General features: G+C 46.4%; 10 protein-coding genes. 3 read left to right on the top strand and 7 right to left on the bottom strand.

Annotation, left to right across the window (positions count from 1 at the left end; translation table 11 throughout):
* Positions 1-200: 200 nt before the first annotated feature.
* The 3 genes from RID53_RS10830 to RID53_RS10820 all read right to left on the bottom strand — a co-directional run bounded on the left by RID53_RS10830 (position 201) and on the right by RID53_RS10820 (position 7,000).
* Positions 201-3,026, bottom strand: a complete 2,826-nt coding sequence (locus RID53_RS10830) for a filamentous hemagglutinin N-terminal domain-containing protein (protein ID WP_446388105.1) — start codon at positions 3,024-3,026, stop codon at positions 201-203.
* 202 nt (positions 3,027-3,228) lie between these two features.
* Complete coding sequence (locus tag RID53_RS10825) at positions 3,229-6,030, bottom strand: two-partner secretion domain-containing protein (RefSeq protein ID WP_446388104.1); 2,802 nt, start codon at positions 6,028-6,030, stop codon at positions 3,229-3,231.
* 196 nt (positions 6,031-6,226) lie between these two features.
* Positions 6,227-7,000, bottom strand: a complete 774-nt coding sequence (locus RID53_RS10820; protein ID WP_446388103.1) for a peroxiredoxin-like family protein — start codon at positions 6,998-7,000, stop codon at positions 6,227-6,229.
* A 124-nt stretch (positions 7,001-7,124) separates the two neighbouring features.
* Here RID53_RS10820 and RID53_RS10815 point away from each other — a divergent pair, with 124 nt between their 5' ends.
* Entirely contained in the window at positions 7,125-7,478 is a 354-nt protein-coding gene (locus RID53_RS10815; protein ID WP_446388102.1) for a DUF433 domain-containing protein, read from the top strand.
* A 36-nt stretch (positions 7,479-7,514) separates the two neighbouring features.
* Positions 7,515-7,808 carry a DUF5615 family PIN-like protein gene (locus RID53_RS10810; protein WP_446388101.1) on the top strand — a complete coding sequence of 98 codons (294 nt, stop codon included), beginning with the start codon at positions 7,515-7,517 and terminating at the stop codon, positions 7,806-7,808.
* 278 nt (positions 7,809-8,086) lie between these two features.
* Here RID53_RS10810 and RID53_RS10805 read toward each other — a convergent pair whose 3' ends face one another.
* Positions 8,087-10,171 carry a cation:proton antiporter domain-containing protein gene (locus RID53_RS10805; protein WP_446388100.1) on the bottom strand — a complete coding sequence of 695 codons (2,085 nt, stop codon included), beginning with the start codon at positions 10,169-10,171 and terminating at the stop codon, positions 8,087-8,089.
* Between the two features lie 470 nt (positions 10,172-10,641).
* Between RID53_RS10805 and RID53_RS10800 the strand changes: the two genes are divergently transcribed.
* Entirely contained in the window at positions 10,642-12,129 is a 1,488-nt protein-coding gene (locus tag RID53_RS10800; protein WP_446388177.1) for an anthranilate synthase component I, read from the top strand.
* 254 nt (positions 12,130-12,383) lie between these two features.
* On the opposite strand, the gene RID53_RS10795 is transcribed toward RID53_RS10800, so the two are convergent.
* The 3 genes from RID53_RS10795 to RID53_RS10785 all read right to left on the bottom strand — a co-directional run bounded on the left by RID53_RS10795 (position 12,384) and on the right by RID53_RS10785 (position 20,344).
* The gene (locus RID53_RS10795; protein ID WP_446388099.1) at positions 12,384-13,151 is read right to left on the bottom strand and encodes a DUF928 domain-containing protein; all 768 of its coding nucleotides are present in this window, start codon (positions 13,149-13,151) and stop codon (positions 12,384-12,386) included.
* Positions 13,152-14,129: 978 nt separating this feature from the next.
* Positions 14,130-16,940: a CHAT domain-containing protein gene (locus RID53_RS10790; protein ID WP_446388098.1), complete on the bottom strand. Its 2,811-nt coding sequence runs from the start codon at positions 16,938-16,940 to the stop codon at positions 14,130-14,132.
* A gap of 371 nt (positions 16,941-17,311) precedes the next feature.
* On the bottom strand, positions 17,312-20,344 hold the full coding sequence (locus RID53_RS10785) for a two-partner secretion domain-containing protein (protein ID WP_446388097.1): 3,033 nt from the start codon (positions 20,342-20,344) through the stop codon (positions 17,312-17,314).
* Positions 20,345-20,706: the final 362 nt, after the last annotated feature.

Below are 20,706 nucleotides of genomic sequence, written 5' to 3'. Positions count from 1 at the left end.
TCATATCATGTCTGGTCAAACACCCCTGAATAAAGACGCCTGCAATCCTTGTTTTTACAGCTTTGCAATTATGGGCAATCGTCAGGACATGATGTGAACCCGTTTTAACGGGTTTAAGCTTTTAGCCCGTAGACGCGAAGCGGCTTCTCTTCGAGTACTTTAGTTCAGGGCTTAATTTCGTTCGAGGACGTGCTTATAACTTAATTTAAGCATGTTGCTGCTCCATACCAGGAACTGTGGGGAGTAACTTCAGGAACATGAGCTACTAACTCAACCTGACCTTGAGAATTAATGATCCATCCTTGAGCTTCTACAATGGGTGAGCGACGCTCAGAAGAAGATTCTCCCCCAGCTTCCAGACGCTCCATGGTCACGTCTCTACTCGCTCCACTCCCAGACGGTGCATGCAACGTCTCTACATAATCTCCTTTATCTTCATTTAACGCTAAAGCCCGTAAATCCTGCCAAAGGGTTCGACCTCGCAGGGTTTGAGTGGGGTCTTCGGGTAAACCTCCTCGTCCAGTTACCACAAAGGAATTGCCTTGCTCCACATCGCAAGCTGTAACAATTTGGTTATTGGGTTCAGTAAAGTTTTCGGGTAACCGGATTAATCCTTGATTGGGATCAATCGCCTGAATATTGATATTGACGATACCGCTAAATTCCGATCCCAGGGCTGATGTGGCTGTGATATCACTCTCCGGAGTTAACCGTTCTCGACATTTTCGTTCTCGACATTTTGTGCCAAAAATACCAAACGCATTAATCGTAACTCGACCTCCTGATCCCGCTTGGGCGTTGGCACTGATATCACTATTGTTCAGGGCAACTAACGTATCGGTATCAATCGTAATATTACCGCCATTGGTATTCTCCGCATTCGTGCTAATTTGACTCTGATTCTGTAGCAACAAATTTTGCGTTTGCAGTGTGATATTCCCCTCTGTCCCCGCTCGCGTTGTCGCTGAAATTGTACTACCGTTTTTTAACCAAATTAAATCAGCATTAACTCTCAAATTCCCTGCGGCGGCGAACTTTTCCCCATTGACCGTGACTTCTGCTCCATCTTGGATGATTAAACGTCCTGTCTCAATCGTGACATCCCCCGCTTCCCCTAATACCTCAGTCTGAGGTGGTGGAATAAAACCACTGGGAACAGAATCAGACGATGCATCGGAGCGTAAACTACTGGGAAACTTACCATCGGCGGAAATACCACTCAGTTCCACAGATTCTGATGTTCTAACCACTAATCGTCCCGCCCGCCCAGCATTTTGCGTGGTGGTTGAAATCACTCCGCCATCACGCAGGACTAATCGCCTAGTATAAACCTCAATATCCCCCGCCGCACCTGTGCCAAAACTTTGTGTATTCAAACTACTCAATTCTTGACCATTCGCTGAAGTACCAATCAGTTCCACACTCTCTGACGCCTGAATCTTCACTGTTCCGCCTTGAGCTGAACCTAATGTAGAAGCGCCAATTCCCGCCCCCTCCTGAATCGTTAAGTGTCGAGTTTCAATGATCACATTTCCCGTGGCTTGAGTCGCATCCTCAAACGCATTAGACGCAATAGAACTTTTGAATCGACCATCGGGTGTTGTTCCCATTAGTTCAATGGAATCGGATGCTTGAATTAGCACATTTCCGCCACGCCCTGCATCAAAGGTAGAGTTAAATATTCCACCTCCTTCGCTAGCCCTTAACTGTCGGGTTTGTACGGTTAGTTGACCTGCATCTCCTTTGCCATAACTATCAGCAAATAGTTCTGAACCCACCAATTCCACCGATTCAGACGCCCTGACAACCATATCACCGCCTGAACCCGTGCTAAAGGGAGAAGTTGAGATAAAACCACCCTCTTGCAAACTTAATGTTTCCGTATTAATGATTAAGCTATTTGCTGCACCAGAACCGAAACTTAGCGAAAATAGACCCGTACCCAACTCCGGAAGGGTAATTGTTTTCTCCTCAAAAAGTGTATCTAATACCTCTTGTAGATTTCTTATGCCAATAATTTCCACTGATGCAGCATTGACCATCAAGCGACCAGCCGCCCCATCACCAAAGGTAGACGCCGAAACAAAAGCGCCCTCTTTTAGGTTTAATTGTTCCGCTTGAATCGTAATATCACCGCCGTCAAGATTACCTTCTGTATTCGCCAGAATTTGTGACGCTTGGGTTAGGTTTACCTGACCACCTTGGATGTGAATAAACCCGCTACCTGTACCACTAACATCTACAACAGATTGCTGGGATAGGTTTATATCTTGGAAATTTTTCACTTGTTCATATCCCAGAGTGAAGCCATTAATCGTTGGCATAATCTGGACAAAACTATTCGCACCAACACTACCTAATTCAATTCGCCCTTGAGGTGCTGTCAAATGTCCTCCCGGAAACCGCAGTTCACCACCGACTAGGGCTAAAGTTTGACCTGAATTTACTTGTAAGCCAGCCGTCGATTGATTGCTGATGGGAGCCGGATTTGCACCAAACTGCAAACCAATGGGTACATTTATTGATAATAAGGGTGGGGTTGAGGAATTGGTGGCGCTAAACTCCTGCCCATCGGGAAACTGAATGCTATTGGCTGTACTGGCTAAAAAGGAGCCGTCAACATCGAGTTGGGCGTTCGCGCCAAAGACAATACCTTGAGGGTTAATTAAAAATAAATTGGCGGCATTATTAATTTTAATTGTGCCATTAATTTCTGATGGGTTATTGCCTGTAACCCGGCTGATAATATTTTGGACATCCTGATTAATCATTTCCAGGTTAAAAAATGCTGTTGAACCTTCAGAAACAGAAAACTCCTCAAAACTGTGGAATAGATTATCGCCTACTCTTGTCCCTTGTTGAATCTCACTAATATTACCATCTTGATTGACCACTGTATTTTGGGGCAATGTGTCATCAGGGATAACCTGGGCATGAGCTATCTTACTTGAAACCAGTAAGTCAACAAATAAATTTCCGGTTAATAAAAGTAATATAAATGATTTTTTCTGAATAAAACTTCCCATCGGTGATTGTTAATTTAAGTCATTACTAAAGTAGGTTGGGTTGAACGGAGTGAAACCCAACAGTATCAAGTTAACTTCTGTTGCCATACCGCTCGGATAACCTCTAAATTTAACTTTTTTTCCCCTGCTTCCCCTTCTCCTCTATCCCTTGCAGCATTGGCTTGTGTTGGGTCTCGTACCTCGACCCAACCTACTGTTTTATTTAATAACAATAAGATTTTCTGGATGACTCCAACCCCCTCAGTCTATTATTCGGCATATCAGCCACCAATTCAACATTACCATCGCCATCAATAACCCATCCTTTAGCCTCCACAATAGAAGAACGGCGAGAGGTCAGGTTTTCATCTGGATGTATTGTCTCCCTTGTCGATGGGAATTGCTGTCGATTCTCCCCATGTCCCGTCTCCTCCAGATTTTCTTCATGCCAATCCAAAGAACGCAAATCTTGCCAAAGGGTTCGACCACGTAAAATTTGACTGGGGTCTTCGGGTAATCCACCGCGTCCCGTCACGACAAAGGAATTTCCAGTTTCAGCGACACAACCTGTGGCAATTTGATCACTGGGTTCAGTAAAGCTTTCCGGTAAGCGAACTAATCCCCGATTCGGGTCAATCCCCTGAATATTGAGAGTCACCAGACCATTAAATTGTGGTCCTAAATCTGATGTGGCAGTGATATCACTATTGGGGGTCAGTTCATCCCGAAACTGAGTGCCAAAAATACCTTGAGCTGTAATACTAACACGACCGCCTCGACCTTGACGAGCATTAGCCGTGATATCACTATCATCGATCGCGACTAAAAGATTGGTATTGATGCGGATATTACCGCCATCACTGTTCTCAGTATTCGTCGTAATCCGACTATTGCGTCGCAGTAACACATTCGAGGCGTCGAGTCGAATATTTCCCTCTGTCCCCGCCACCGTAGCTGCGCTAATTCCCCCTTGGTTATCCAGCCAAATCGAATCGGCGATGATATCCAAATTACCAGCAGCACCCGATGCAGTCCCCCTGACGCCAATTTCTGCGCCATCCCCCACATTTAACTCTCCAGTTTGAATTTGCAAATCCCCCGCGCCACCTGCACCACTCGTATTCGCTTCAATCGCACTGGGTACGATACCATCCCCAATAATGCCAAAGGAGACACGTTCGACAGCGGGATCAACACCCGTCGCCACACCCGCCACGGTTACCGATTCAGCCGCATTAATCGTTAACGTTCCGGCTGTACCCACACCCCCAGTGGCGGCGGAAATCTGAGCGCCATCCTGGACACTTAAACGTCGCGTGGTAATCATTAAATCTCCAGCGGGTGCTGTTCCCCTTTGTCCTTCTACAGTTAATAGCGATGACGACGTAAACAAACCACTTAAAAACTGACCATCAGCAGAAATTCCCCTCAATTCCACCGTATCAGCGTTAATCATCAGATTTCCCCCGCGTCCCCCACCCGCCGCTGACGCTGAGATTTGTGACCCATCAGCAACAATGAGTTGACCTGTATTCAGGGTAAAGTCACCTGCATCCCCCGCACCCAGCGTCGCTGTGAACAACCCGCCGGGAACAACCGCATTGGCTGGAGTTCCTCTGAGTTCCACCAATTCAGCCGTTACGCTTAGATTCCCCCCCTCACCCTGACTTGTACCGCCAGGAGTGGTGCTTAGGGATGTACCGTCTAGCACTCTCAATTGATTTGTGGTTATTGTAAAATCACCAGCATTTCCTTGAGCGATAGTTCCTGTGGCTAACAGAGACCCACTGGTTAAATCTGCCAACTCCGAAACGTTTAAGGTTAAATCGCCACCATCACCCCCAGCCAATGCGGTGGTTAAGATAGCCGCGCCGTTCTGCACAATCAATTGGTTGGTTTCAATGGTTAAATATCCAGCATCACCCTGTCCACCACTTACGCTAAATAAACCATTACTAGGATTAAGGGGGTCAAATGTTCTGAATAGAAGCTGCCGTGAGGGTTCTAGAGGAGTTGTGCCAGTTACTTCCACTTGGTCAGCACGAATGGTCAGATTGCCTCCTGTACCTGCACCAAATGTAGAGGTAGAAGCAAAGGAACCTTGTTGCAATGTCACCTGATTTGCCTGAATATCAATCCCGCCGCCGTTCACATTACCGAAGGTTTCTGCCACTAGGTTTGAGCCTTGAGTCAGGGTGATTTGTCCCCCCCGCACCTGAATTATGCCACCCCCTAAACCACTGGTGTTGATAGCTGTTGCATCAGTTAAATTAATGCTGCCAAATTCTTGTATATCGGAATAATCTAAGGCAAAACCTGGGGTTATAGGTGTCAGAGTCACTTGTCCAAAACTTGCCACACTCCCTAATTCAATTCGCCCTTGTGGTGCTGTTAAATTGGCTCCATTTAATGATAAATTTCCTCCCACCAGTGCTAAGGTTTGACCGGGGTTTACTGACAGGTTACTATTTGCTTGATGAATAATCGGTGCTGGATTTTCACCAAACTGTAAACCAATCGGTACGTTAATGGTGAGCAGGGGCGGGAGTTGGGGATTGGTGGTGCTGAATTCACTGCCATCAGCAAAAATAACACTGTTGGCGGTGCTGGCTAAAAAGGAGCCATTGATATTGAGTTGGGCATTAGCGCCAACTATAATCCCGTTGGGGTTAATTAGGATTAGGTTGGCGGTGCCATCTGCGGCAAGGATGCCATCTATGATGGATGTCTTGTTGCCTGTGACGCGGCTAATAATAGTTTCTATGTCTAGGTTCTGGGGAGTCAGTTTAAAGATGGCTTGGGAGTTGGTAGGAATAGAAAATTCTTGGAAACTGTGGAGGAGATGATTTCCGGTTCGGATTCCACCTTGAATCTCACCATTGGTAACGTTGGTGTTGGTTGAAAAGTTATCGTTATCGGGGATTATTTCGGCATTGGCTGTGCTGATGAAGATGAGAAGGCTGAGGAGAAGATTGCTGGGAATCCAGAGGAAAGGGGAATTTGGTTTGGGAAAACAATAGTTCATGATTCAGGTATATCTTTGAAGGAGTAGAGACGTAGCATGCTACGTCTCTACATCGGGGCGGGTTTAGTTACCTCTGGGTGAGGTAAAAAATGATAATAGTAAAACCCGCCCCTACATAAAACTTTCTTTCTTACTCAATTACCAATTGTCTGTACTTTTATTCCGGAATCGATGCGATCGCTATCCTTCTACCCTTTTACCCTATTTCATCTAAAAATGATAAGGGGCGGCTCATGTTGGCAGCAAAGCCGAGTATTCCGCGATCGCGATGTTCGTACAGTAGCTTCCCATCTGTATCAAATAGGAAGGTTGCACCTCGCTGGGTCATATAGGCGGGATTGGGAACGTAAGTTTTCCAATGGCTTAACACTTCTACCATATTCCGTAGTCTTAAGGTGGCGAGTTCAAAAGGGCGCTGATATCCACTTCCCCCAGCAAATTGAAAAAATGAGCCTTTGAGAGGGGGTAAGGGTTTCGCTTTGACAACTTCCTCATCGCCAATAAGCTGAGGTGCATTGCGATCGCCCCGATAACCTCGGAACACTTCTGCAAGCGTACCTGGGCTACCAATCCCCGCACACATTAAGAGTAGATTCAACCAAGCCCTTTGTGAGGTAGAAAGTCCCGGAAGTTTGAGATTTAACCCAGGATAGAGGTTAAGCTGGCGATGCAATTGAGCCTCTGGATCAACAAACAACCACTCCGCCGGAAATCCGGTATACTGACAAAATTGTTTTCCTGAATCCAGATTGCCAATCCCCACCGCACGAATGGCGATTCCCTTAGCCTGCAACTGTTCAGACTCACGCTGTAACCACCAGGCATATTCGAGGGTGTCAAAGTCACCGAGTTGAGACCAAACGAGTACCAGGATACGGGGCGCATTCTCGCAGTTGTCTAGAAGCGATCGCGTTATACCATCGCTGACTCGTTGGCGTTGAGTTTGAGAAATAATAGCGTAGGGATTCATGTTAGGCAAAACTGTGATGAGTAAAGATTTTGTGCCAGTGATAACAACAACTGATGTCCAATCCGAGTGCGGTTGATTTCAGTTATGATTATTTCTAATGTAGACCTGTAGGAGGCATGAGTAAATGAGTCTGACTTTAGAGCGTGAAATGCCACCTCTTTTTGAGGATTCAACAGGAGCGATTCGAGTCGGAAATTCAAGGGTTTTGCTGGAGTTAGTGATTCGCGCTTTTCAGGATGGTGCTTCTCCTGAATCCATTGTTCAGCGTTATTCAACACTATCGTTATCTGATGTTTATACCACAATTGGTTATTATCTCCGACACCAAGACGCTGTGGAAGTCTATCTTAACCGTCGAGAGCAGTTGGCTGAATCTGTGCGTCAGCGTTTATTGAGTGTTCAACCTGATTTAAGTGTAATTCGTTCTCGCTTGTTATCTCAGCAGAAACAAAGTAAGAATCATGAAATTGCTGAGTGATGAAAACTTCCACGGCGATATCGTTCGGGGCTATTTTTGCGTGAACCTAATTTGGACTTAGTTCGCATTCAGGATATTGGTCTGCGGGCAGTTGGTGATCCAGCTATTCTGGACTGGGCAGCAGCAAATAATCGCATTGTTTTGACTCATGATCGTGCAACTATGCCAAACTTTGCTTATGAGCGACTGACAAGAGGAGAGGAAATGTCGGGGTTGTTTGTTGTTAATGATCGGATGCCAATCAGACAAGTAATTGATGAATTACTATTACTGGTTGATTGTAGTCAACAGTCAGAGTGGAAAGGCATTGTACTCTATTTGCCTTTGTGAAAGTCTCATCCTTTCCGTTTCTCGTTCTCTGTCCCCTTAATACGAAGGGTACTGAAATTTTGGCTGGTGGGTTGAGCGAAGTCGAAACCCACCCTACGGTATAAGCTGTTCGGCATTTAAACCTTAATGTCAAGAATGGCAAAATCCTTGTAGTGCGTTTAGCGAAGCCATGCCGCAGGCTTTGCATCTTGCTCGCTAACCATTCCCAATTTAAATGCATGACAGCTTATTAAGGATTTCGGGAATCCCAAAATCCACGTTTTTCAGTACCATTGCTCTTAATACGGTTCCCCAAACAACACTAATGAGCAGGTCAGTTCTTTAATCAATTGTGTGGTAATATCGCTCACCGCTAACCCCGCAATAGTACGGCGACGCAAAGAGCGCAAAATGACCATATCCGCTAACTTAGCTACTTTCAAAATCGCCAGCGCTACATCGTCAGCTTGAATTACTTGCACTTCTGATTTTACCTGCCCTCCCGTGACATTTAGCATATTAATATACTCATCTTCAATCGCTGCTATGTCAGAAGATGCCGTTTTAGCCGGACAAACGTGCAGCAGTTTCACTTCCCCTTGATGGGTATCCGCTAGGAGTTGAGCAAATCTCACCGTGCGGATTGTCTGGGGCGAAAAGTTCTTCGCGGGAACCAAAATTTTCCGCAGGTTGACGGGTTCATCTAAGAGTCGCATCACTGCAACTGGACAATGAGATGCCCAAAATACCCGGTTAATGATTGTGCCAAACAAACGTGCCCGCAATCCGGTATTTTTGCGCCAACTCATAACAATTAAACTGGCATCTTGTTCACGGGCGGTGTGAACAATGCCAGAGGCGATGTCATTCTCAATCCGCAGTCTCGGTTTCGCCTCAGCCTCAAATTCTGAACTAATGGTTAGCGCTTTGTTTAGGAGTCGCCGACTTTGGCGTAGGTTAACCTGCATCTGGGGTTCGTCCATGTAGGTATGGGCTGGAGAAATAGAGAGCGGTATAATTTGACCGGATTGGTGATGCGCTAGCAGGGCTGCCATTTCCATCAAATACCCTTTGGTTTGACTTTTGCTCACAGGTACAATTATCGTAAACGGAACGGATTCTTGTTCCTCTGTCGATTTAGAGTGAGGTTTTTCCCACCAAAGTTTGGACTGGTTACTTTTGGGGCTGGCTTTGGGTAAAGGAAGTTTCGGCGCAAATTTTCCGGTTAGTAGGGGACCTAGGATGGAGGTAATCAGCATCAAGACAATGACGCTGTTAAAGACGGTGTCTGTAATTAACCCCACCTGCAAACCCACCAACGCGGCGGCTAGTGTGGCGGCGACTTGGGGGATAGACAAGGACCAGATCACCATCATCTCGTCAAAACTGTAACGATAGAGGACTTTTGCGATCGCGGCGGCGAGGAATTTACTCCCCAGTAATCCCCCAACAATGGCTAGGGTTAGCCAAAAACTGGTGGTGAGGCTTTCGATAAACACGGGAATGTCGAGGAGTAAGCCCATGTCTACAAAGAAAAAGGGGATAAATAAAACACTACCCACAAACTCCACTTTGTCTTTCACGGGTGAGTTTCCCACCACATCATTAACCGCCAAACCCGCCATGAAAGCACCGACAATCTGATCCACCTGAATAATTTCTGCCCCCACCGAAGCCAGAAACACGGCTAGGAGTACGAACAAAAATTGATTCCCCTCATCATCTCCCGTCCGCCGAAAATGTTCCTTCCCTACCCAGTCAAAGCCAAATAAAACGATGGCGGTGTAAATAGCTAATGCCACCAATTGCTGAAACAAACTATAGACAGAAAACTCTCCGGCGTTAATCGAAACGCAGATGGCTAGGACGAGTAGCGCACTGATATCAGTAAAAATTGTCGCGCCAATGGTAACAATCACGGGTTCTTTCTCAACTAAACCCAAGCGCTGGATGATAGGATACCCTAATAGAGTATGGGAGGCAAATAAAGACCCCATCAACAGGGATGTATTCCAACCAAAACCAAAGAATCGCCCAATTATCATACTGGTAGCGAGTGGTACGATAAAGGTCATCAATCCAAACACTAAAGAGCGATGTTTCTTCTTGCGGAACTGCACTAAGTCAATTTCTAGCCCAGCCACAAACATCAGATAAATTTTGCCAATATCCGATAGCAATTTCATGGTTTCGCTGTCAGCATCCAATAGCTGCAACCCATTGGAACCCAGGAGGACTCCTGCCAACAGCAATCCGACTAACCCAGGCAATCCCAGGCGCTCGAACAACGGGGGAATGGTTAAACTGACTAACAGCAGAATAGTAAACGCAACAATTGGACCTTCGGGTAGCCCTGTTTGTAAAAATGTTAGAGATTCATTCATCAGCTTTCGGCTAAAAAATCGCCGCTATTTTATCAATGCCTATTCTTCAATTTCCCAAGTTTGTTTGTGCCTATTGCTTCAGAATGACTAACGTATTGAAGACTGATAGGTAAAATGACTCGCTCAGGAAAGGGACTAAAATCTTATTGTCTATAGAGGGTTGATGTTATATAAATATTGTAACCAAAAGGTGCAGAATAAGAAAAAAAATGTCTGACATCGCCCGCCGTTGTTGCCGATTCCCCGTTTCTTGCTCCCTCATCTCAACTGTCAACTTTAATGAAAGTCCACTGACTTACAGGCGATAGCTTTTGGGCGTCAAACCATACAGTACGATCTGACAACGGTGCGCTGTGATAAAGTATCTAGGGCTGAATTGGATTGATCCAATCACAAAAGAGACAAATACTTTTCCACGGGAATCAATTTTGCCAACACAAGATAACCACCGGATAGATGTGAATACCGCGATCGCGACTGAGTTATTTGAACCCACCCCATCTTCCTGCAACCCCGTACAACCTTGGCATTGGCGCAAGCTTCCTCTGGCTAAGCGTAGTGGTTCACACGTCTTCAAGGCGCTGTTTCTCTATCCCAGAGGAGATTCGACATTGGGGAACGATTTGACAGAAAATTATCACATTGCTACTCTTTTAGAAAGCCCAGTGACGCCACATAATACTCATCTGGCTCGATATTCGATTTGTGCGGGTTCTCCTCGCTTTGTTGAGACTCAACCTCAACTTTGGACTCCGCCTGTGGGAAACATTCTACCTTTCCTGCGCCGCCTGCTTCAAGTGCAAAAGCCAGAATCGCCTGTACCTGCTGAACTTCCCTTTACAGGGGGGTGGTTAGGATGGCTGGGATATGACTTAGCCTGGGAGATTGAACAACTCCCCCACCTAAACACTGATCCTCTACCTTTCCCCATCGCCTACTGGTATGAACCCGAATCCTTTGCAGTGCTGGATCATCATCAGCAAATTCTCTGGCTAGCGACGACGGATGTGGCTCAACTGGACTCCCTGCAACGTCAGCTAGAGGAGGCAGATAGGAAAACAGAAGTAAAGAATACACCAGAACCGGACAAAAGTAATCCCATTACTCCTATTTTCCACAGCTCTCAGCACGATTATATGGCGGCGGTACAGCAAGCGAAACGATATATTCAAGCTGGGGATATCTTCCAGGCGAATTTATCGTTGCGGTTTGAAGCGTATACTGCTTTGGATAGCTGGTCAATTTATCGAGCATTGCAACAGATTAATCCTTCCCCCTTTGCCAGTTATTGGCAAACGCCGTGGGGAGCAATGATTAGCTGTTCGCCAGAACGATTGATTCAGTTATCCGGCACAAAAGTTGAGACTCGACCGATTGCTGGAACGCGAAAACGTGGCGCTAATTCAACCCAAGATGAGCAGTTAGCAAAAGAGTTAATTGCGAATAAGAAGGAAAGAGCTGAACATATCATGTTGGTTGACTTAGAGCGCAATGATATCGGCAAAGTTTGTGAATGGGGAACTGTACAAGTGAATGAACTGCTCACTATTGAACGCTACAGCCACGTCATGCACTTGGTTAGCAATATCCTGGGAACCCTTAGTCCTAAATGTGACCCGATAGACTTGATTCGAGGTGTATTTCCTGGAGGAACTATTACGGGGTGTCCTAAAGTTCGCTGTATGGAAATCATTGAAGAACTCGAACCCGTCAAGCGCAATTTATTTTACGGTTCTTGCGGTTATTTAGATTGGCGGGGAAATCTCGACTTAAATATTTTGATTCGCACGTTGCTGTATAGTCAATCTAGCCATTCTCAAGCTGGAGCAACGGTTTGGGGACAAGTGGGTGCTGGCATTGTGGCAGACAGTGATCCGCAAAAGGAATGGTATGAATCGCTACAAAAAGCCCAAGCTCAACTCAATGCGCTGAATCTGGGCGGCAAAAACACCATTTGATAAAGGGCGCACATCGATAAAGGGCGCACGTCGGTGCGCCCCTACAGATGGGATATTTTCATCATTACATCCTTCGTAACTGCATCAGATATAGCGCTACGCGCCAGGGAATAGGCAATAGGCAATAGGCAATAGGCAATAGTGAAGAAAAAAGCTTACCTTACAAGGGATTGAGCGATTTTTAATTTTTCTTAATTTGTCCTAACGTGTCTGCGTAGTGCTATACCTTTTTCTACACACTCCCTAACTGACTATCAATTGACGAGAGGCTGAGTCGCGATCGCATCGAGTCCCACCGATTTCAATAAGTCTGCCCAAGCCACTTGAAAGGAAGAATCCTCTGGATTAGATTGTCTAAGTTGAGCCAGGGTTGTCAGCGTATCAAACCAAATACCATTTGCCCCATACTGGAGAGCCTGTTCTAACAAAGGTTCTCCGTCTAGCTGATTTAACGTTCCATTCGGCTTAATCCGTTTAATCACGCCTTGGACTCCGGGACTATCGGGCGTAACTTGTGCGCCACAAATCATCAGAAACGACCAATGATACGTTTTACCCATTTCTAGCTTGGATGCTTCATCAGGGAGCTTTACGCTGATAATTCCTGCTTGTTTGGGCATGGGCAAGGTTGTTTCGTAATAATAATCCTCATTTTCGTCCTTAAGCACAAAGAGTGCCTGCTTCGCCGTGGTTTTAGGGACGTAAACAAAAAATGTCGGGCGCTCTGCAACAGTCAATCCTTGGCGAGTCGCGGGCATTACAGGCGTAATCGCTGGCTCAAGTGCCTTCGCATCTTGAGGACATCCGCCATCACGAGTCCCTCCCCCTTCCGTATTGTTGGGTAAGGGTGGATCACCAGTTGGTGGTGGTGTGAAGCTTACCGTCACCATCGAGCGACTGGCTAATGTTCTAGCCGGCGTAACTTCTTGCGCCTGCACGGGTAGCCCCTCAATCGGCAGGATGTTCCACACCAGACTGATGACAAAGAAGCTAATATAAGTGTAGTAATGTTGCCAAGTCATGAGCATAATCCTCTTGAACAGTAAATGCCTTGGCGAATGACACTATTAATCTTAAACAATTTCGTTTATAATAGCCAGTCTTCACCCCTAGATTTTACTCAACCCATAGGAATAAAAATTGAGAAGATTTATGTTGTAATAAGTCTTTCTATGTAAGGTTGATCACAAAAATACATCTAAGTCTGCCCTGCGATAATTCCCCTCCGGGATTTTTGATGAGTCTGAGCTGCCATCTGTCACAATTCTGAATAAACAGGGGTACATCAACGAAAAATCAGGGTTTTTACAGGGTAATCTTCGCCATAATCCCAATTGCTCACTAGAGTGCCAAATCTCAGTTGAACTTGCACCCCACTGAAATTCGTCATTCGCCAGGAATTGCCAGAGTGGTCACGTTGTCGTATTTACATTCAGGGAGTAGGCGTATCTTAACCGGAATCCTCCAGTCAGATATCTATCAGGCGACAGAGTTGCTTATCCCCTAGAACGGAAGGGTTGACCAGTTACTTGAGGTGTAGGCAGGGTGTCGGGTGTCGGGTATGGGATGTCGGATGTCGGATGTCGGACACAATTGAACCCCTCTTTTCGAGCCAAAGTGATTACAGGTTTTCACAGGTTACTAAGTAACATAATCTACAGTAATGTTTATAGAGATCACTAATTTACACTAATTTACATTATTTGACAATCAGAGTAAAAAAATATAGCGCGTCTAAATCATTTGTACAATTAATTTACATTCTTTCCTAATACTTAATATTTGCGAAACGCCTGTGGTTTATAACGCTTAGGTTATGCTCTTTGCTTGTTCGGTTTCACCTGAGTTGTACAACTCAAATGGACGCGCTATATAGAGCTTGCTGAATAAGTGTTGTGGTGAGGGGGAGCGGGGGAAGCTGAGGAAGCCAATGTAGAGACGTGCCATAGCACGTCTGGGATCTGTGTACCTCCACGCCATCGCGCTGTAGAATCGACGCTCTATAACCAATTACCCACCAAAACAAACGGTGCCCAGTAATAAGGATGCTCATAGTCAGGATTTTTCAAGATAGAAAGCTGTGCCTGACGCAGAGATTCCGCTTTGCTGTTTTCAGCTTGCGTCAGGTACTGGTAAAACTCAGCCATAAGTTGAGCCGTTGATTCGTCGCGAACTGACCACAGAGTTGCCAGAGTGCTGCGAGCGCCGGAACGCACCGCCACACCCGCTAATCCCAAGGCGGCTCGTTGATCCCCGGTTGCCGTTTGGCAAGCACTGAGAACCAGTAATTCAATGGGTTGGCTATCCTCTCGTTCTCGCACTTGTAATAGTTGATCCAAATCATTGACATTAACTTGCCCTTCCCAGGTCAAGATAAACGTATCTTCCACCTCGGAACTAAACTGACCATGGGTAGCCAGATGAATCACAGGGAAAGGGATGGCACCAATTTCCTGCTTCAGTGTATTTGTTGTAAACTCCTGATTGAACAGCATCTCAGACGGAACTTGATCCGAGATTTTTTTTAGTTCCACTTCGACTCCCGGTAAAGCAGAAAACCCCCCACGTTCCTCGCTAAGTCCACCAATTAATGCCTGAAGCCGTTCTCGGTCTAGCGCACGCGGTTCTAACAGTTGCAATCCGGGACTAACTGCGACACTATATTTTTCAATTAGATACTGTTCTCCATCATAAAGGGCTGCCATAGGCAGATTTCGCAACGCCCCATCCAGGATAAAGACCAGGGTTTTAATCTCATTGTCGGCTAACTCAGTTTCGATGGGTCGGATCAGCCAGTCGTAAATGTCTTGGGAATAGCGTAATCGTTGTTTGTTTGACAGAACCGGATTGAGGAATTTGCGGAGTTGGACAAAGGCGTTGTTCACCTCTGCTTCCGGTAATTGGGTTTGATAATGGCGCAGGGGTTGTCCCGGCAATGATAGAATCACGGCGAGTTGGTCGGGCAGAATAATCGGATAAATCACTGCTGCTGTGGGATCAACCTGATCGATTTGCTGGGATTGCGCCTGGATACAGGTATTGCGAAAAAAGTTATCTAATTCAGCAAGTTGGAGGGATTCAATCACCTCACGGGCTTTTTGGAGGTTTTTTTGACTGGGATCAGATTTGAGGAGTAAGCCCACCAGTTGACGATAGACGGGTTCAACCCGTTCTCGAAAGTAAAATTGTAAATTGGGCAGGGCAATCAAATCACTACGGAGCGATCGCAAGGTTTCAACGGCGACGGTATAAGCGGCGACGGCATCCTTTATATTGCCTTGCTTTTCCAGAATTCGACCCAGTTGCCATTCCCATAAATAGGCAATATCGCCAGCATTAATGCCTTGAACCAAACTCAGCGCCTGTTGCGTCAGCTTTTGCGCCTCGGCTAACTGCTGCTTTTGTTCGTAAAGTTTGCCTAATTGTCCAATGGCGTAGGATTCAGCTTTCGCGTCTTGAATCTGTCTGGCTTGTTGAATGGCTTTGGCTAACAATTGGGCGATCGCACTGTTCGTAGTGAGCGCTTTAGCGCTTCCGGTTTCTGGGGTAAGGTTATCGGTTAAACCCATCAATTGACATCCAGACGTGCCATGGCACGTCTCTACATCGCTGCTCATCCGCATCAGACTATCTGCTAAATTGACATGAGCATAAACCGCCGCCCGACTGGGGGATAGGGTGGCGAGACTAACTTGGATTTGCGGTAATAGTGCGATCGCGGCGTCCTCTTGTTCCGTATTGATCAACAGACTCAGTTGGTTCAATTGAGCTTTGATTTGGATCAGCGAATTGGTTGCATTTTTAGCTGCTTTGTGGTAGTAATCTAAGGCTTTTTCATCCTCTTGTAAGTCTCTCGCCACATTCCCTAAACTCAACAGAATCGCACTGGTATCGGGAGTTGGGTTCAGATCTTGGGCGATCGCTAAACTTTGGGTTAAAAGGGTTTGGGACGTTTTGGGATCGCCCAATTCTTGCAGGGCAATTCCTAAACTCTGCAATCCTTGAACTTTGACGCGGGAGTCAGGGTTGGCTTGAAGTTGTTGATTTGCCTGTTCTAAAAGCGTTTGCGCCCGTCGATAGAGTCCCAAGGTTTGCAAGGCTTGGGCTTGGTTAATTTGGCTTCCCAGTTTTCCGGTTTCATCACCCGCACGGCTGTAAGCGTCGGTGGCTTGTTTCCAGGTATCCAAGGCGGCTTCAGCTTGTCCTTTGGTGAGTTGCAGGCGTCCCTGAGTATTCAAGGCTTGACCCAGAATCGTCAAACCCCCTGATTCCCAATTGTTTTGGTGTTGCAACAGATCAAGACTTTGGCTAATCGCTTGTTCGGCGTCTTGGACTTGTCCCAAATTTTGATACGCTAGCGAGAGATAACTTAAACTTAGGGCAAGGTTTAGGCGATCGCTCTTTTGTTCATAGTCTTGGGCGGCTTGTTGCCACAGTTGTGCTGCATCAGCAAAACGTCCCGCTTCAAAGGCAGCAATCCCTTGTTCTAGAGGGGTTGGGGAATTGGCAATTTTGGCGTTTGCGGGTTGGCGTTTTAAGTGGTCAACGTTGTCGGTTGGGTGGAGGGACGTAGGCGAGGAATCTTCTCCAAGAGTAACCCAATTGATCGGATTAGCCTGAATATTATCTGCTAACCTGACATCCTCCCCTACGGTGTTTCCACTAGCGTGTAAGGATTCAACTGGATATGAGATGGCAGGCAATATAGTGGTGACCAGAAACAGGGTTAGCCCAAACAGTATCACAGAGGAAGCATACCGTCTCAAACTAGACCGAATCTTTAGCCGAAAAATTTGACTAGCCCACTTCATAGTTTGACCTGATTTTGATAGTTAACGGTATCCAGAGGGAATGTTGAGTGTTGACCCTTTGCTCAAAGGAATCTGGTTTTTAGTAGGGGCGGGTTTAGGAAATTATGTTTCGCTATTGATCATAACGTTTGTACAAAACCCGCCCTGACTTAATTGGCAGTTAGGAAATTATGTTTCGCTATTGATCATAACGTTTGTACAAAACCCGCCCTGACTTAATTGGTAGTATTGACACTTCGCTCAAGGGTATGATTTTGAGTTCATATCATATAAGTTCGCATCGAAATTATGTTTTTTTAACGCAGAGGGACGCAGAGGTTCACGCAGAGGGACGCAGAGGTTTTTTGCTTGATCTGAGATCCTCCCAAGAATTAAGGTGAACAAGTTTGTGGTTTATAGCGAGGACTTTGGGGAGACGCTTCCGGTAAATGAGCTACCAATTCAACTTGACCTTTTTCATTGACAATCCAGCCTTGCGCTTCAATAATTTGAGGTTGAGGATTCGGTCGGGAAAATTGAAAATTGTTCTCCGTTTTAGCCGTAGACGCGGGAGAAGACGCCACCGATAAATTGCGTACATCTGACCACACCGTCTCACTGGCAAGGGGTTGAGTCGGGTTAGCGGGTAAGCCACCCCGCCCCGTTAGGGCAAAGTAATTTCCTTCATCGGCGGCACAGCCAATGGCAATGAGGGTACTGGTATCTGTGAAATTTTCGGGGAAATCAACTAATCCTTGGGAGGGATCAATACCCTGGATAACGATATCCACAACACCACTGAACTCAGGTCCCAATTCAGAGGTAGCTGTAATATCACTTTCTGGCGTCAATTTCTTCCGAAACTCGGTGCCAAAAATACCTTGAGCTATAATAATAACTCGTCCCCCTCGACCTTGTTGAGCATTCGCCGTAATATCGCTATTTTCTAGAGCGACTAAGGTATCGGTCATGATGGTAATGTTACCCCCATCTGTATTTCCGGCATTGGTGGTAATCTGACTCTCTTGAATCATCAGCAAGTTTTGAGTTTTTAAGGATAAATTACCGCCTTGACCCGAATCTGTCGCCGCATTAATTGTTCCCTCGTTGTCCAACTGGATCAAATCCGCGACAATTTCTAATGTTCCCGCATCCCCAGAACCGAGACTATTCACCGCAACTGCTGCCCCATCTCGGATAATCAGTTGACCTGCATTTACCTCTAAAACACCCGCATTTCCAGTGGCTTGCAATGCGGGAAAGTCAGCCCGTCCGGAGGAAGAGACCAAACTACTAGGAATTTCTACAGCAACTCCTCCCCCGGTCGTAATTCCTGTACCGATGAGTTCCAGCTTATCGGAGACATTTACCGTCAATGTCCCTCCATCTCCTGCACTTAGAGTAGTGGTTGAAATATTTGCCCCATTGCGAATGATCATATTTTGGGTGGAAACTGTTACATCTCCTGCGGGCGCACCACTAAAACTGGTGGTTCCCGGACCACTAATAAACCGACCATCCGGGGATACACCGTCAATTTCAATAAAATCAGTTGCATTTATGACAACATCTCCGGCTGGACCCCCCACTGGAATTAACCCCAATCCCGTCAATGCACCCGTTTGATTTCCGACTTGCGCCCCTTCACGCATACTCATCTGGCGTGTATTTACGGTGATATCGCCGCCTGTCCCGGTACCAAAGACACTGTTGGCAAAAATCCCTGTAGGAGCAAGTGCGCCAATGGGTGTACTGTCCATTTGTACAGACTCAGAGGCGTTCACTTGCAAACTTCCCCCATCCCCTTGACCAAAGGTAACCGTTTGCAGGAGTCCACCCTTGTTTAAGGTTAGATCTTGTGTATTCAACCTAAGATTCCCTGCATCGCCTGTGGTTCCTTGAAGCGCCCCTGTGATAAACGCCGAACCGGATATTTCCACAGACTCAGAAGCGTTAACTGAAACATCTCCTCCTCTCCCTGCACCACCTGTTGGTGTAGAGGCGATCGCGCCATTCCGCATCACTAACCGACTGGTATCAATGGTTAAACGACCGGCTGATGCTGATGCACTACTTCCTTGAGTACCCGCTAAAAGTCCGCCTCCAACAAATCCTTCTATATCGGACACTTGTAAGGGTGGGAGTGGTAAACTGAATAGATTTAGTAGTTCTGATAGTTCGGGTGTCAATGATTCGGGTGTGGCTAACGCCCTTAAGATAACGCTGAGTTGCAAAGCCTCAAATCCCGAACCACTCAGTTCTACGGAGTCTGAAGCCCGAATCGTTAGATCTCCCCCTGTCCCGCTACCAAAGGTTGAGGCGGAGACTAATCCTCGACCCTGCACCCGCAGTTGTCCTGTGTTAATGGTTAAATCTCCCCCTGATCCAGTCCCGACTGTATTTGCCTTAATGCTACTGAGAACCAAACCATCATCAGTCGGTGCAGCGCCAACCACTTCGACTAACTCAGCCGCGTTTATGGTTAAATTTGCTCCAGGTTGAGATCCTTGAGTAATTGACAGAATTTGTGACCCATCCCGGACAGAAACTTGTCGTCCCTGTACCAGAATTGCGCCCCCGCCTGCACCACTTGCATTGACGGTGGCTTGTTCTATCAGTTGAATCGTGCCTAATGTCGAACTTGTAGCGTTCAGGAACGAGGATTGGGGAGAATTAAGGTTCCACTCTCCATCAAAAACAGAACCCAGTTCAATTTTTCCCCCAGGTGCGGTTAGATGACCCCCTTCTAACTCCACATCTCCACCAATTAAGGATAAAGTTTGACCAGGTTGCACCGCTAGTCCCACGACTTCTCCATCCCTCTGGGCGACGGATTGATTGACAATCGTGCCGGGATTGGCTCCAAATTGTAAGCCTAGGGGAACGTTAACCGTGAGTAAAGGGGAGGGGGTTTGAGGAGTTGTGGCGCTGAACTCTAGCCCATTCTCAAAAATAATGCTGTCTGCTGTCGTGGCACGAAATGCACCGGACACATCTAATCGAGCATTCTCGCCAAAAACGATACCATTGGGATTCAGCAGAATCAGGTTCGCGGCTCCATCGACGCCTAAGGTTCCCAGAATATTCGTCGGACTATTTTCACCAGTGACGCGAGTAAAAATGGTTTCAATCCCACCAGGATTAGCGAAATCAACTCGTTGTCCATTTTCCACATTGAATTGTTCAAAGCTGTGGAATAGGTTAGAATCCCGTTGAGCGCCACCTTGAATCAGAATGTCTATGGGGTTATCGCCCGGAGTCAATACCGAAGTTTCATCACCCAAAGTAGCATCAGGAGTAATTTGCGCGATCGCAGGCTGAGTTAAAACAACGCCAATCCAGCATCCCAATAGGCTTGTCGCGGCCAATGCCATTCGCGGGAGGCTGGCGAGATCGAGGCTTTTTTGATTCAGGTTTCGTGCCACCGCTGCCTTAATATTTACGTAACACTAAACAAGTTATCGCCGCATTTTGCTACGATAGCATCTTCCTTTCGGCAGATGGTAGGACTTATTAAGCTGTCATGCATTTAAATTGGGAATGGGTAGCGAGCAAGATGCAAAGCCTGCGGCATGGCTTCGCTTAACGCACTACAAGGATTTCGCCCTTATTGATATTAAGGTTTAAATGCCGAACAGCTTACTTGGGGGCTGCTGAATAAGTCTTGTGGTGGGGAGAGGCAATAGGGAATAGGCTTTCTTGCAATGGTTTTAACCCTCTGTCGAGGTAAAATTTGGTGCTGTTGTCGGCGAAAATTCCAGGATGCAAGACGGTTATAGTGTAAAAA

Origin of the sequence: Coleofasciculus sp. B1-GNL1-01, from assembly GCF_040220235.1 — a bacterium.
In the GTDB taxonomy this organism is placed as follows: Bacteria; Cyanobacteriota; Cyanobacteriia; order Cyanobacteriales; family Coleofasciculaceae; genus Coleofasciculus.
This window is presented reverse-complemented; position numbering and strand designations above follow the sequence as displayed.